Source organism: Collinsella aerofaciens (assembly GCF_041537385.1).
GTDB lineage: Bacteria > Actinomycetota > Coriobacteriia > Coriobacteriales > Coriobacteriaceae > Collinsella > Collinsella aerofaciens_BV.
The window spans coordinates 489,469-503,765 of the sequence record NZ_JBGORS010000001.1 but is presented as its reverse complement, the minus strand read 5'-3'; the positions used below and the strand labels follow the sequence as shown (position 1 = coordinate 503,765).

Below are 14,297 nucleotides of genomic sequence, written 5' to 3'. Positions count from 1 at the left end.
CGGACTGTTGGGCGCCCTAAGCCCGACAAACAGTCCGTATTTCACCGCAACTTATGGATGGGAGGGAGGTTTTTGTGCTGTGGAAGGTTGCGGTCCCTCGTTTGGTACACTTAAAAGTACTGGACAAGTGAAGAGATGGGGGAGAACGTGCTCAAGTTCGGTACCTACGTCCGTGTTGGAAACGCGGCCGAAGCCTATGAGCTCTTGCAGAAGAACCGCAACAACAAGATTGTGGGCGGCGGCATCTGGATGCGCCTGGGTTCGCGTCGTGTGGCGACGGCGATTGACCTTTCGGCCTGCGGACTCGATCAGATCGAGGAGACCGAGACCGAGTTTCGCATCGGTGCCATGTGCACCCTGCGCCAGCTCGAGCGCCATGCCGGGCTCAACGCGCTTGTCAACAATGTCTTTGAGTTCGCCGTCCACGACATCGTGGGCGTGCAGCTGCGCAATACCGCCACGGTGGGCGGCAGCATCTACGGCCGCTTTGGCTTCTCGGACGTTCTCTCCGCCTTCCTCGCGCTCGATTCGTACGTTGAGCTGACGGGGGCCGGCCGCGTGCCGCTCGCCGAGTTCGTGGACACGGGCTACGTGCGCGACGTGATCGAGCACGTGGTGGTCGTTAAGCACGATTACCGCGCAAGCTACGAGGCCGTGCGCAAAGCCGCGACCGACTTCCCCTCCTTAAACGTTACCGCTGCCTGGTGGGACAACAGTTGGCATGTCACCGTGGGCGCCCGTCCGCTGCGCGCGACCCTGCTGCAGGGCGAGGTATGTGGCCTTACTAGCGAGCTGCCTTCCGAGGACGAGCTGCGTGCCCTGGCCGCGTCCGTACGCGCGCTGAGCTACGGCACTAACCTCTGGGGCTCGGCCGACTACCGCCGCCGCGTCTCGGCCCCGCTTGCCGTGCAGGCCGTGCGCCGCGCCGCCGGCATCGAGCTTTCGGCCGCGCTTGCCCGCGAGCTCGAGGGCGTGCAGATCCCTAAGTTCGCCACAGACGAGTATTCCTGCCGCCGCGTGCCCGGCGTCGATTCTAGCGAGGTGCGCTAATGGCTGCCAAACTCATCGATCTTTCCTTTACGCTCAACGGCCGCAAGGTCAAGGTTCAGATTGCCCCCGACACCATGCTCTTTTCGCTTTTGCGCGAGCAGGGTTGCGCGTCGGTGCGCTGCGCCTGCGAAACCACCAACTGCGGTTTGTGCACGGTGTGGCTCGACGGCGACCCGGTGCTGAGCTGCTCGGTTCCCGCCGCCCGCGTTGAGGGCCACACCATCACCACGCTTGAGGGTCTCAAGGCCGAGTCCGAGGCACTGGCTCGCGCAATGGCTGCCGAAGGCGCCGAGCAGTGCGGTTTTTGCGCCCCCGGCCTCATCATGAACGTGCTGGCGCTCGCCCGCGCCGCCAAGGAGGACCCGAGCCTCGTCGCCACGCGCGAGGAGCTCTCGCGCCAGCTGGCCGGCAACCTCTGCCGCTGCAGCGGCTACGAGAGCCAGCTGCGCGCCATCGTGCGCTTCCTCAACGAGTCCGGCGTGCAGGTGGGCTTTGAGATGCCCGAGCTGCCGGTCAACGACACCAGCTGCGACGGTGTCTCGTACAAGCAGATCACCCATAAGCAGCCCAAGAAGGACTCGAAGGCCCTGCTCGAGGGCCGTCCCGTCTACACGGGCGATATGGTGCCCGCCGGCGCGCTCATCGTCAAACTCAAGCGCAGCCCCTATGCCCGTGCCAAGATCCGTTCCATCGACACCTCGCGCGCCCTTAAGGTGCCCGGCGTCGTGGGCGTTTACACCTACGAGGACGTGCCCAAGCGCCGCTTTACCATTGCCGGCCAGAGCTATCCGCAGCCGAGTCCCTACGACCGCCTGATCCTCGAGAACCTTGTGCGCTATCAAAACGAGGAGGTGGCGATTGTCGCTGCCGAGACCGAGGAGGCCGCCGACAAGGCGCTCAAGCTCATCAAGGTCGACTACGAGGTGCTCGAACCGCTGCTCGACTTTACCCAGGCACTCGATAACGACATCGTGGTTCACCCCGAGGGCGACGTGACCTTTATGTTCCCGCAGGGCGGCGACGTTCCGCGCAACCTGGTGTGCAGCGGTACCAGCGACTTTGGCGACTTGGACGAGGCCTTCGCTCAGAGCGACATCGTCTTCACCCGCACCTACACCAGCCAGGCCACGCAGACCGCGCCCATGGAAACCTTCCGCGCCTTCGCGACGACCGACGCGTTCGGGCGCATCTCGGTGACCTCCTCCACGCAGGTGCCCTTCCACGTGCGCCGCATGGTCGCGCAGTCGCTCGACATTCCGCAGTCTCAGGTGCAGGTCATTAAGCCGCGCATCGGTGGCGGCTTTGGCTCCAAGCAGACGGGCTGCTGCGAGATCTTCGTTGCGTTCGTGACTCAGCAGACCGGCCGTCCGAGCTACTGCTGCTACACCCGCGAGGAGACCATCACCGCGGGCAACTCGCGCCACCAGATGCAGATGACCGTTAAGCTGGGCGCCATGAACGACGGCACCATTACGGCCATCGATCTGCACACGCTGTCCAACGCCGGCGCGTACGGCGAGCACGCTACCACGACGATCGGCCTTTCGGGCCACAAGAGCCTGCCCATCTACAACCATGTGAAGGCGAGCCGCTTTAGCTGGGACGCCGTCTACACCAATACCAACCGCGGCGGCGCGTATCGCGGCTACGGTGCCACCCAGGGCCAGTTTGCCGTGGAGAGCGCCGTCAACGAGCTCGCCGACATGCTGCACATGGACCCCGCCGACCTGCGCCTTAAGAACATCGTGCGCGAGGGCGAGATCATGCCGCAGTACTACAACGAGAAGCTTAACGCCTGCGCACTCGACCGCTGCTTGCTGCGCGCGATGGACATGATCGGCTGGCGTGACAAGCCGCTGGCCGTGGACCTGGGCGACCGTGTGCGCGCCCTGGGTTGCGCGCTCACCATGCAGGGCTCGGGCATCTCCAATGTCGACATCGCCGGCATCGACATGCGCCTGGAAGAGGACGGCTTCATTACCATCGGCACCGGCGCCACCGATAACGGCATGGGCGTCGATACGATCTTGGCACAGATTGCCGCCGAGGAGCTGGGCGTGGAGAGTTCGCTGATCGTGGTGCGCGGCGTGGACACCGACGTGTCGCCGTTCGATGCCGGCTCGTACGCGAGCTCGGGCACGTACGTGACGGGCCTGGCAGCCAAGAACGCCGCGACCGAGCTGCGTGAGAAGATTTGCGCCAAGGCCGCCCAGATGTGGGACGTGGACGCCGCCGATGTGGTCTTTGATGGTCAGTATGTGCGGCTGTCCGACGAGCGTGCCGCGCGCGAGCAGAACCGCTACCTCACGCTGCGCGACTTTGCCAACTTGTGCGTCAAGAACATCGCGGGCGGCGACGCACTCACCTCGCATGCCTCTGCCTGCCTGCCCGTTTCGCCTCCGCCGTTTATGGCCGGCATTGCCGAGGTCGAGGTCGACAAGGCCACCGGCAAGGTGACCGTGGTGGACTACGTGGCGGCCGTGGACTGCGGTACCGTGATTAACGAGGCGCTCGCGCGCGTCCAGGCCGAGGGCGGCATTGCCCAGGGTATCGGCCACGCGCTTTACGAGATTGTCGAGCACGATGAGCGCGGCCGCCTGCGCACCGGCAACTTTATGAGTTACAAGCTGCCCACTCGCTTGGATATTGGTAGTATTCGCGTGGCCTTTGAGCCGAGCTACGAGCCGACGGGTCCGTTTGGCGCCAAGTCGATCGGCGAGGTCGTCATCAACACGCCGCTCGCCGCCGTGGCCTCGGCCGTGGCACACGCCACCGGCCATCAGGTTCGCTCGCTGCCCATCACGCCCGAGAAGGCCCTGCTGGGGGAGTAGCGGGTCAGCGAACAAGTCGTAATGGGCGGGGCGGGGCAACTCGTCCCGCCTTTTGCACTCGTGGTGAGGTCGTGAGCCTGTAAAACGTGTGCGTGCGCTTGTCGCTCGTATCTGCTATCATTCCTAGTCTGTGCGCTCATGCGGGCGTGGCGGAATTGGTAGACGCGCCAGATTTAGGTTCTGGTGGGATTCCCGTGAAGGTTCGAGTCCTTTCGCCCGCACCATCGCACCTGCGTCGGCCCTGGCCGTCGCGACTCTTTGTTGCATAAAGGTACCAGCACCTCAGATAAGCTGGGCAGTATGAGGAGGAACGTGTTGAACATCACCGCTTCTGACGTCAAGGACGCCAAGCTCACCGCTACGGTCACCATCCCGGCCGCCGACGTCGACGCCGCGATCAAGAAGGCCTACAAGGACACCGCCAAGAAGTACCGCTTCCCGGGCTTCCGTGCCGGTAAGGCTCCCCGTCCGGTCATCGATTCCGCTCTTGGCGCCGAGGCTACCCTCGCTCAGGCCACCAACGACCTGATTGCCGCCAACGAGCCCGCCGTCCTCAACGAGCTGGACATCGTCCCCACCAAGAACGGTGACTACAAGGAGCTCGACCTCGCCAAGGATCACGAGGACTACACCTACACCGTCGAGTTCTCCCTGCGTCCCGCCGCTGAGCTCTCCTCCTTCGACGCTGTCGAGATCGAGATGCCCCCTGCGGAGGTCACCGAGTCCGAGATCAACAACCAAGTTGAGATGCTCCTCAACTACCGTGCCACCTTCGAGGACGTCGAGGGTCGTGCCGTCGAGGCTGACGACTATGTGACCGTCGACCTTAAGGCCGTCGAGAACGCCGATAACTTCGCCGCCGAGGGCCGTATGCTCATCGCCGGTAGCGACAGCAACCCCGCAGAGTTCAACGGGGCCCTGATCGGCGCCAACGTTGACGACGTCAAGTCCGTCACCTGGACCGACGAGGCCGAGGAGGGCGAGGAGGCCGAGACCCACACCGTCGAGGTCACCGTCAAGGGCATCAAGGTCCGCAACACCCCCGAGCTCACCGACGAGCTCGTCAAGTCCGACTTTGGCTTCGACAGCATCGACGCTATGCGCGACGCCATCAAGCTCGAGATCGAGCAGGACAAGGCTTCCCGCCTCCCGGCCGAGAAGGAGAACCGTTGCGTCTCCGCTCTCGCCGAGCGCCTGCAGCTCGACGAGATGGATGCCGACTACGAGCAGTCCGTCTTTGAGGAGCTTGGCCAGAACTTCCTGTCCAACCTCGCTGCTCGCGGCATGACGCTGGACACCTGGCTGCCCGCTTCCGGCCTGACCATGGAGCAGTTCATCGGCGACCTGCACAAGCAGGCCAACGACGTTGCCCGTGAGTCCTTGGCGCTCGACGCTCTCGCTCGTGAGCTCAAGATCGAGGTCACCGAGGACGACATCAACGCCGAGTTCGAGAAGGCCGGCGTCAAGGACGTCGAGGCTTCTAAGGCCGAGTTCATCGCCGATGGCCGCATGCCTGCCGTCCGCGAGTCCATCCGTCGCTCCAAGGCCGTCGACCACCTGGTCGAGAACGCCAAGGTGACCGAGGTCGACGAGACCGCCAAGGACGCCGAGTAATTCTCGCCACCTTTCCCACGAGCGCATGTGTGCGCCCGTGATGGGGTAAAGTTATACACCGGTTATCCGGTTGCTTCGTACGGTGCCAGCCAATGCATAGCATGCGGGCACCGTACGTTTATCTAGAACCAATTTGGTCCGTAAGAGAGAAATGGAGATGCGTATGATCGCTAAGTTCGATTCCGCCCTCGTGCCATACGTTATCGAGCAGACGCCGCGCGGCGAGCGCAGCTACGATATCTATTCGCGCCTGCTCAACGACCGCATCATCTTTTTGGGCGAGGAGATCAACTCCGTCAGCGCCAACCTGGTCGTTGCCCAGCTGCTGCATCTTGAGAGCCAGGATGCCGAGAAGGATATCTCGCTCTACATCAATTCGCCCGGCGGCGAGGTCTACTCCGGCCTGGCGATTCTGGACACCATGAACTTCATCAAGCCGCAGGTCTCCACCATCTGCGTCGGTATGGCCGCGTCCATGGCCGCCGTGCTGCTTTCGGCCGGCGCCAAGGGCAAGCGCTTCTGCCTGCCACACTCCAAGGTCATGATTCATCAGCCCAGCGGCGGTGCGCAGGGCCAGCAGACCGAGATTGAGATCGTGGCCGAGGAGATCAAGAAGACCCGCCGCGAGCTCAACCAGATCCTGTCCGACGCCTCGGGCCAGCCCATCGAGAAGGTCCAGGCCGATACCGAGCGCGACAACTACCTGACCGCTGCCGAGGCCCTCGACTACGGCCTGATCGACCGTATCGTCACCTCGCGAGATCTCGCCGCGAAGGATGCCTAGGATGGCAGGTAACATGCAGGACAACTTTGACGAGAACGGCAACCCCATCCGCTGCTCCTTCTGCGGAAAAGAGCAGGGACAGGTTCGTCGCCTTGTTAAGGGTCCGACCAACATCTTTATCTGCGACGAGTGCGTTGCCGCCTGCTCCGAGATCCTTGAGGAGTCGCTGGCTTCGGACTTTATGGACGCTGCCCGCAACGGCAAGCTGCCGGGCTTCCTCAACGACCACGGCCAGGCTGCATCCCAGCCCGCCGTGGACCCCGAGACCGAGGGCTTTGAGCTCGAGGACGACCGCCAGGTCATTACGCATGTGCCGACGCCGCACGAGATCTATGACGAGCTTTCGGCCTATGTTATGGGTCAGGAGGACGCCAAGCGCGCCATGTCGGTTGCCGTGTACAACCACTATCGCCGCGTGATCGAGGGCGGCGCCGCGGTGTCTGCCTTTGACGACGGCATGGGTTCGCAGTTCAACGACGATATGGACGAGGTAGAGCTCGCCAAGTCCAACATTCTGCTGCTCGGCCCCACCGGTACCGGCAAGACCCTGCTCGCCCAGACGCTCGCGCGCATCCTCGAGGTGCCGTTTGCCATCGCCGACGCTACCGCGCTTACCGAGGCCGGCTACGTGGGCGAGGACGTGGAGAACATCCTGCTCAAGCTCATTAATGCTGCCGATGGCGACATTGAGCGCGCGCAGGTGGGCATTATCTACGTGGACGAGATCGACAAGATCGCCCGCAAGGCCGAGAACCTCTCCATTACCCGTGATGTTTCGGGCGAGGGCGTTCAGCAGGCACTGCTGAAGATCCTTGAGGGCACGGTGGCAAGCGTTCCGCCCACCGGCGGCCGCAAGCATCCCCAGCAGGAGCTGCTGCAGATCGATACGACCAACATCCTGTTCATCTGCGGCGGTGCCTTTGTGGGTCTGGATAAGATCATCGCCGATCGCGTGGGCAACAAGGGCGTGGGCTTTAACTCCGAGATCGCCGGTCCTACCTCGGTCGACGAGAACGACCTGCTGCGCCAGGTGCTCCCGCAGGACCTCAACGCCTTTGGCATGATCCCCGAGTTCGTGGGCCGTACGCCCGTCGTCACCCAGACGCAGGCGCTCGACGAGGACGACCTGGTGTCGATTCTGACCGAGCCCAAGAACGCCGTGGTGCGCCAGTACCGCAAGATGTTCCAGCTCGAGGACGTCGATCTTGAGTTTGAGGACGCGGCCCTGCACGAGATCGCCCGCATGGCGCTCGCCCGCAAGACCGGCGCCCGCGGCCTGCGTTCCATCTGCGAGGACGTGCTGCAGCAGACGATGTTCGACCTTCCCAGCGAGGAGGGCGTCGCCAAGGTCGTCGTGACCGAAGCGGCGGTTAAGGGCGAAGAGCAGCCCCAACGCATCTACGGGTAAACCAGCCTAAAACGTGCTTGCAAATAGCCTCCGGCCACCCGCGGTCGGAGGCTATTTTATATATGCGCAATAACCCCAACTACCTGTGTTATTCTGTGTGTTTGTTTAAGCCTCAGCGAAGTCATATCAGACTGAAGTAATCGATACCTAAGGGGAGGAATGCAGACCCTGGCGGGCCTACATTCCTCCCCAATGGGCAAGGGAGAGATATATGGAAGAGATGCCCAAGAATTACGATCCGTCGACCAACGAGCCGGCGATCCTACAGAAATGGCTTGACGGCGGCTACTACAAGCGCCGTGAGGGCGTGGGCGACTGCACCGTCACCATTCCGCCTCCCAACGTGACCGGCAAGCTCCATATGGGTCACGCCACCGACGACTCCATCCAGGACGCCATCGTTCGTATGGCCCGCATGCGCGGCAAGTCCACGCGCTGGGTGCTCGGCACCGACCACGCCGGTATCGCCACGCAGACTAAGGTCGACAAGAAGCTCAAGAGCGAGGGCATCAGCCGCCTGGAGATCGGTCGCGACAAGTTTGTCGACGCCTGTTGGGACTGGACCCACGAGTACGGCGGCATCATCGTCGAGCAGATCAAGCGCATGGGCTGCTCCGTCGACTTCGACAACGAGCGCTTCACCATGGACGAGGATTACGCCCAAGCCGTGCGTAAGGTCTTCTGCGACTGGTACCACGACGGCCTGATCTACCGTGGCAAGCGCATCGTCAACTGGTGCCCCAACTGCACTACCGCTATCTCGGACGACGAGGCCGAGTACAAGGACGAGAAGGGCCACCTGTGGCACCTGCGCTACCCGCTGACCGAGCCGGTCAACGGCCAGGACTATATCGTCGTCGCCACTACGCGCCCCGAGACCATGCTCGGCGACACAGGCGTCGCCGTCTCCCCGAAGGATCCCGAGAAGGCCGCCTTTGTGGGTAAGACCGTCAAGCTCCCCATCGTCGACCGCGAGATCCCCATCTTTGAGGATTGGCATGTCGACGCCAACTTCGGTTCCGGCTTTGTCAAGGTCACCCCGGCCCACGACCCCAACGATTACGCTATGGGTCAGGCCCACGACCTGCCGCAGATCAACATCTTCGACGAGCACGCTGTGGTCGTCGAGGGCTACGGCGAGTTTTCCGGCATGAACCGCGACGAGTGCCGCGAGGCCGTCATCAAGTGGTTCGAGGAGCACGACCTACTCGACCACGTCGAAGAGCTCGACCACTCCGTCATGCACTGCTACCGTTGCGACTCCGCGCTGGAGCCGTGGCTGTCCGAGCAGTGGTTTGTGGCCGTCGACAAGCTCAAGGGGCCGGCACTCGACGCCGTTAACTCCGGCAAGGTCACCTTCCACCCCGCGCGCTGGACGCAGACCTACACCACCTGGATGGAGAACCTCAAGGACTGGTGCATCAGCCGCCAGCTGTGGTGGGGCCACCGCATCCCCGTGTTCTACTGCGAGGACTGCGGCTGGGAGGACGCCCTCACCGAGGACACCGACGTGTGCCCCAAGTGCGGCGGTCATCACGTGCATCAGGACGAGAACGTGCTGGACACCTGGTTCAGCTCGCAGCTGTGGACCTTCGCCACGCAGGGCTGGCCGCAAAAGCCGGAGCTGCTCGAGGGGCATCACCCCACGACGGCGCTGGTCACCGCGCGCGACATCATCGCGCTGTGGGTCGCCCGCATGGTCATGAGCTCGCTGTACTTCCTGGACGAGGTGCCGTTTAAGGACGTCGTCATCTACCCGACGATCCTTGCCAAGGACGGCAGCCGCATGTCCAAGTCCAAGGGCAACGGCGTTGACCCCATGGACCTCATCGGTATGTACGGCGCCGATGCCATGCGTTACAACCTGCTCACGCTGTGCACCAACAACCAGGATGTCAAGTTCGACGCGAACATCGATAAGAAGACCAAGAAGCTCATCGACAGCCCGCGCACCGACCAGGCCAAGTCGTTTGTGACCAAGATCTGGAACGCCAGCCGCTTCCTGCTTATGAACATGGAGGGCTACACGCCCGGCGAGCCCGTCGTGGAGACGCCGGCCGACGCCTGGATGTTCAGCCGCTTGGCCAAGGCCGTCAAGATGGTCACCGAGGGTATTGAGAACTACACCTTTGGCGACATGGCCCGCGGCGTGCAGCAGTTCTTCTGGAACGAGGTCTGCGACTGGTACGTTGAGGTCACCAAGGCCCGCCTGAAGGGCGAGGACCGTCTGCAGGCCCAGCGCAACCTGATCTTTGTGCTCGACACCTCCATTCGCCTGATGCACCCGCTCATGCCGTTTGTCACTGAGGAGATCTGGGACAACATGCCGGCGAGCGTGCTCGACCTGGATGCCGAGGGTAACGTGAATCGCGCCGAGGCGCTCATGATTGCCAAGTGGCCCGAGCCCGCCGACTACGCCAAGTACGTTGACGAGCCTGCCGAGCGCGCGTTTGAGCTGTGCCGTACCGTCGTTTCCGCCGCCCGCGCCACGCGTTCGCGCTATCGTTTGAGCCCCAAGGCCGAGCTCGACGTGGTCGTGCGCGCCGGTGCCGAGGACGTCGAGAAGCTCGAGAGCCTGCGCTCGACCATCGAGCCGCTGGCCAACACGGCTTCGCTGGTCATGGGTACCGACGTCGAGAAGCCGGCTGCGAGCATCGCCGTGGTCGATAGCGGCGTCGAGGTCTTTGTGGTGCTCGAGGGCAAGGTCGATCTTTCGGCCGAGAAGGCACGCCTGGAGAAGGAGATTGCCGCGACGCAGAAGGAGCTCGCTGGCTGCGAGAAGACGCTCGCCAACGAGGGCTTTGTGGCCAAGGCCGCGCCCGCGGTGGTCCAGAAGAAGAGGGACCGTGCAGCTGAGCTCAAGGAGATCCTGGCGGCTTTGACTGCTCAGGTTGCTGACTTCTCGTAGACCTAACTTGGGGGCGCGTCCCGATGCTTTGCTCTCCGCTGCGGACAGTCCTGCGCAAGACGGACAGCACATTAAGTGCTGTCCTTTGCGTGCGGAACTTGCGGCGAGCAAAGCATCGGGCCGCTCCCAGTTTGTTTACGTGGTTGTTTGCATCTGGCATGTAAGGGCCGCTTGGTTGTGGCCTTGATCTCGCTGCAAAGCGGTGTTTGGCTGATATTTTGAATGGGAGGGGCTCGTTGTTTGTTACGGGCCTCTTTTTATGTTGAGGGGACTTTGGGTTATGGCTAAGCGTTCTGGGTCGTATTCTGTGCCGTTCTCGTTTGAGCTTCTTTCGTTTGATGAGGCTGTGGGGCTTGCTGCTGATACGGGGCGGATTTCTGGGGATGCCGGGCCTCTGCTTGAGACGGTTGTCGATATGCTCGATGAGTTGGGGCGTCCGGACGAATATTTTGATTGCATTCAGGTTGCCGGTACCAATGGCAAGACTTCGACTACGCGTTTTTCGGCTGCCATTCTTCGTGGTGAGGGGCTCAAGACCGCGCTGTATACGTCGCCACAGCTGGTACGCTATCCTGAGCGCATGGAAGTCGATGGATGCGTCGTGAGCGATGAGGCATTCGCCCGTGGCGTTTCGGCCGCTGTTGAGGCGGGGCATCGAGTGAATGCCCGTCGTGTGGCGGCGGGGGAGCGCGCCTATACCATCACGCCGTTTGACCTGCTGACGGCTGCTGCACTTGTGGTGTTTGCCGAGGCTTGCGTGGATGTTGCCGTGCTTGAGGTTGGCATGGGCGGACGCTGGGATGCTACGAGTGCGACTGATCCCGTGGCCGTCGCCATTACGGGTATTGGGCTCGATCACACACGTATTTTGGGCGATACGCTCGAGGCCATTGCGGGGGAGAAGGCTGCGGTTATTAAGCCTGGGCGATTGGTTGTTTTGGGCGAGGGCACGCATGAGCCGAGCGTTCAGCGCGTAATGGATACGCGCTGCCGCGAGTGCGGTGTGGTGCCGCTGGTGGTGAGCCATTCCACGACCAAGGTACCGGCGCATGTAGGCGATACCGTGGAGTTTAGCTGTACTACGCCGCGTGCCATCTATACGTCGAGTATGGTTAAGCCGGCGTATCAGCCGCAGAATGCTGCGTGCGCGATTATGCTGTGCGAGGGCTATCTTGGCCGCGAGCTCGACCACGATGCGCTCGACGCTTCGCTTATGGGCTGCCCCACGCCGGGTCGCTTTGATGTGCTGGGAACCAATCCGCTCAAGCTGATCGACGCCTGTCATAACCCTCAGAGCTGCGAGAACTTTGTGAGCGCACTGGACGAGATCGATTCGTGCGTAGAGAATCGCCCCACGCTGCTGTGCGCCGCGCTGGCCGATAAGGACGTGGCGGGTATCGTTGACGTTCTGGTTCCGGCGTTCCCCCACGTGGTCGTAACCCAGACCGATTCCGATCGCGCCTTGCCCGCACAGGAGCTTGCCTCCCTGGTGGACGCCGACAAGCTCGCGGGCGTGTACCCCAGCGTATCCGAGGCCCTCGCGGCTTTCGATGCCGCGGGCGAGCCTTTCGTAGCAGCCGGTACCATCACCCTAGCCGGCGAAGTAGCGGGGCTGCTCCGTTAACCCATCCCCTCATCAGTTGCGGTGAAATACGGACTGTTTTACAAGCCAGAAGCCTCAAACGGTCCGTATATCACCGCAACTCAAAAGCAGTCAATTTGGGACGGGGCTTTTTTGGCTGCCCTGCGCCTCGAGTTGACTTGCTCGCCACGAAATGGGCCTATTTACTACGTTTGACCGGTAACCCTCGACCATACCGAGAATTGCGAAATCAAAACCGCAGGTAAAGGGCTTGCCAGTTTTGCGAAAACACGGGTATGGTCGACCCACGCGGGCTAAACGTAGTAGATAGGCCGTTTTTGTGGCGGCATTCATGTGATGCGGCAAAGGGACAGCCCCTTTGCCGCATTGCCTAGTCTAAGCGGACCGGATCGTGGGGGTAGGCGTTAAGAATCTCGACGCCGGACTTGGTAACTAGGGCCAAGTCCTCGATGCGGACGCCGGTGCGGCCGGGGAGATAGATGCCCGGTTCGATGGAGAACGTCATGCCCGGCTCCACGACCTGCTCGTTGACCAGCGAGACGTCGCCCGGCTCGTGGTCCTGCAGACCGATCGAGTGGCCCAGGCGATGCGTAAAGTATTTGCCGTAGCCCGCGTCTTCAATCACATCGCGTGCGGCGCGGTCCAGGTCGCACATGCGCACGCCCGGTTCGATGAGAGCCTCGGCGGCCTCGTTGGCGCGGCGCACGATGTCGTAGACGTGCGCGGTCTCCTCGTCCGGCTCGCCCCAAAAGAACGTGCGTGTCATGTCCGAGCAGTAGTTGCGATGGCGTCCGCCAATGTCGAACAGCACCACGTCGCCATGCTTGAGCACGGTATCGTCGGGTTCGTGATGCGGGTCGCCGGCGTTGGCGCCAAAGCTCACGATCGGAGGAAAGCTAAAGCCCTCGCAGCCGTGCTTGCGGTACAGGCCGAGCATTTGGTCGGCGATTTCGCGCTCCGTCACGCCCTCGTGGACGAGTTTGATCGCGTCGGCCATCACGGCGTCGTTGGCTGCCGAGGACACGCGCATGAGCTCCTGCTCGGCGGCGTCTTTGTAGGTGCGCGCGGCGGTGACGGCAAAGTCGCCCAGGAAAAACTCGCTCGCAGCATGGCGCTCCATGAGCGGCATCAAAAAGCCAGAGCGCATGACGGTGTCGATACCGAGTGGTTTGGTCGGGTCGATCTCACTCGCGATGGCGTCGGCCACGACATCGGTATCGGTGTGGTAGGCAACGCGGGCGTTGTCATACTCGGGCAGCTGATGCAGCGCGTTGACCAAGATCAAGGGCTCGCAATCGCGCGCGAGCAGCACGCCGCAAAAACGCTCGAACATATCGGCATAAAAGCCGGTCAGATAGTAGATCGACCACGGGTCGTTTACGAGCAGCTGCGCGCCGGGGTGCTGAGCCTCGAGCGCATCGAGCACGCGCGCCACACGCTGGTCATCGACATGTGCCATGAAACATCCTTTCGCTAGGGTGCCACCATGGTATCCCAAGCCCGGCACATAGGGACGTTCCTTTTATGCCGGCACTTCGGGACACCCCTTTGCATCCCATGCGCGCCCTCATAAGTTGCGGTGAAATACGGACTGTTTAGCGGCCTGAAGCCATAAAACAGTCCGTATTTCACCGCAACTGCGGAGGAGGACCGGGCGGATGGTGGGGTAGCTAAAAGAGCCCCGTCCCTAATTAGTTACTTAGGCTGGGTCGATGTCCATGCTGGCGATGAGGTCGATGTTGGTGTCTAGGAGGTTCTCTAGCACGACGTCGCCCATGCGGATGGGGACGTCGACGACCACGCCGCGGATGAGGTCCATGGCTTGGGTGTGGAGTGCCAGCGGGATGGCTTCGGCCGTGCGCACGGGGAGCAGGGCTTCGTTGCCGCCGGAGACGGCCACGGTCGTCGTGAGCAAGCGCATGGGGCAGGTGAGCTCCTGATGCGCGAACGTATCGCCGCGCGGGCAGTTGTTGCCGATTACGGAGCGCACTTTCACCACGGCGCCATTGGCGTCGCGCTCCACCTCCACGGTCAGGAGGCACTCGGACGGGCAGGTGGTGCAGTTGAACTGCAATGTCTCGGTCACATTCGTGCTCATG

Annotated in this window: 9 protein-coding genes and 1 tRNA gene; 8 read left to right on the top strand and 2 right to left on the bottom strand. The window is 62.5% G+C overall.

Annotation, left to right across the window (positions count from 1 at the left end; genetic code table 11):
• Nucleotides 1-147: 147 nt before the first annotated feature.
• From ACEG18_RS02270 to ACEG18_RS02235, 8 genes are all read left to right on the top strand, one after another.
• Nucleotides 148-1,050, top strand: a complete 903-nt coding sequence (locus ACEG18_RS02270; protein ID WP_372541094.1) for an FAD binding domain-containing protein — start codon at nt 148-150, stop codon at nt 1,048-1,050.
• Nucleotides 1,050-3,881 (top strand): molybdopterin-dependent oxidoreductase, encoded by a 2,832-nt coding sequence (locus ACEG18_RS02265; protein WP_372541093.1) that lies wholly within the window; start codon nt 1,050-1,052, stop codon nt 3,879-3,881. The genes ACEG18_RS02270 and ACEG18_RS02265 overlap by 1 nt, the downstream gene beginning before the upstream one ends.
• A 140-nt stretch (nt 3,882-4,021) precedes the next feature.
• A tRNA-Leu gene (locus tag ACEG18_RS02260) sits at nt 4,022-4,105 on the top strand.
• Nucleotides 4,106-4,193: 88 nt separating this feature from the next.
• Nucleotides 4,194-5,495, top strand: a complete 1,302-nt coding sequence (tig, locus tag ACEG18_RS02255; protein ID WP_372541092.1) for a trigger factor — start codon at nt 4,194-4,196, stop codon at nt 5,493-5,495.
• 163 nt (nt 5,496-5,658) lie between these two features.
• Nucleotides 5,659-6,279, top strand: coding sequence for an ATP-dependent Clp protease proteolytic subunit (locus tag ACEG18_RS02250; RefSeq protein ID WP_022095182.1), 621 nt, complete (start codon nt 5,659-5,661; stop codon nt 6,277-6,279).
• Nucleotide 6,280: 1 nt separating this feature from the next.
• Complete coding sequence (gene clpX, locus ACEG18_RS02245; RefSeq protein WP_372541091.1) at nt 6,281-7,687, top strand: ATP-dependent Clp protease ATP-binding subunit ClpX; 1,407 nt, start codon at nt 6,281-6,283, stop codon at nt 7,685-7,687.
• Nucleotides 7,688-7,898: 211 nt separating this feature from the next.
• Nucleotides 7,899-10,595: a valine--tRNA ligase gene (locus tag ACEG18_RS02240; RefSeq protein WP_372541090.1), complete on the top strand. Its 2,697-nt coding sequence runs from the start codon at nt 7,899-7,901 to the stop codon at nt 10,593-10,595.
• Nucleotides 10,596-10,875: 280 nt separating this feature from the next.
• Nucleotides 10,876-12,219 (top strand): bifunctional folylpolyglutamate synthase/dihydrofolate synthase, encoded by a 1,344-nt coding sequence (locus tag ACEG18_RS02235; RefSeq protein WP_372541089.1) that lies wholly within the window; start codon nt 10,876-10,878, stop codon nt 12,217-12,219.
• Nucleotides 12,220-12,568: 349 nt separating this feature from the next.
• Here ACEG18_RS02235 and ACEG18_RS02230 read toward each other — a convergent pair whose 3' ends face one another.
• Nucleotides 12,569-13,657, bottom strand: a complete 1,089-nt coding sequence (locus tag ACEG18_RS02230; RefSeq protein WP_372541088.1) for a M24 family metallopeptidase — start codon at nt 13,655-13,657, stop codon at nt 12,569-12,571.
• 240 nt (nt 13,658-13,897) lie between these two features.
• Complete coding sequence (locus tag ACEG18_RS02225; RefSeq protein WP_372541087.1) at nt 13,898-14,296, bottom strand: DUF1667 domain-containing protein; 399 nt, start codon at nt 14,294-14,296, stop codon at nt 13,898-13,900.
• Nucleotide 14,297 lies beyond the last annotated feature (1 nt).

Coding starts and splice junctions, on each gene's coding strand:
- ACEG18_RS02225 (WP_372541087.1), bottom strand. CDS start 14,296: ATGAGCACGAATGTGACCGAGACATTGCAGTTCAACTGCACCACCTGC.
- ACEG18_RS02230 (WP_372541088.1), bottom strand. CDS start 13,657: ATGGCACATGTCGATGACCAGCGTGTGGCGCGCGTGCTCGATGCGCTC.
- ACEG18_RS02250 (WP_022095182.1), top strand. CDS start 5,659: ATGATCGCTAAGTTCGATTCCGCCCTCGTGCCATACGTTATCGAGCAG.
- ACEG18_RS02235 (WP_372541089.1), top strand. CDS start 10,876: ATGGCTAAGCGTTCTGGGTCGTATTCTGTGCCGTTCTCGTTTGAGCTT.
- clpX (WP_372541091.1), top strand. CDS start 6,281: ATGGCAGGTAACATGCAGGACAACTTTGACGAGAACGGCAACCCCATC.
- ACEG18_RS02265 (WP_372541093.1), top strand. CDS start 1,050: ATGGCTGCCAAACTCATCGATCTTTCCTTTACGCTCAACGGCCGCAAG.
- ACEG18_RS02240 (WP_372541090.1), top strand. CDS start 7,899: ATGGAAGAGATGCCCAAGAATTACGATCCGTCGACCAACGAGCCGGCG.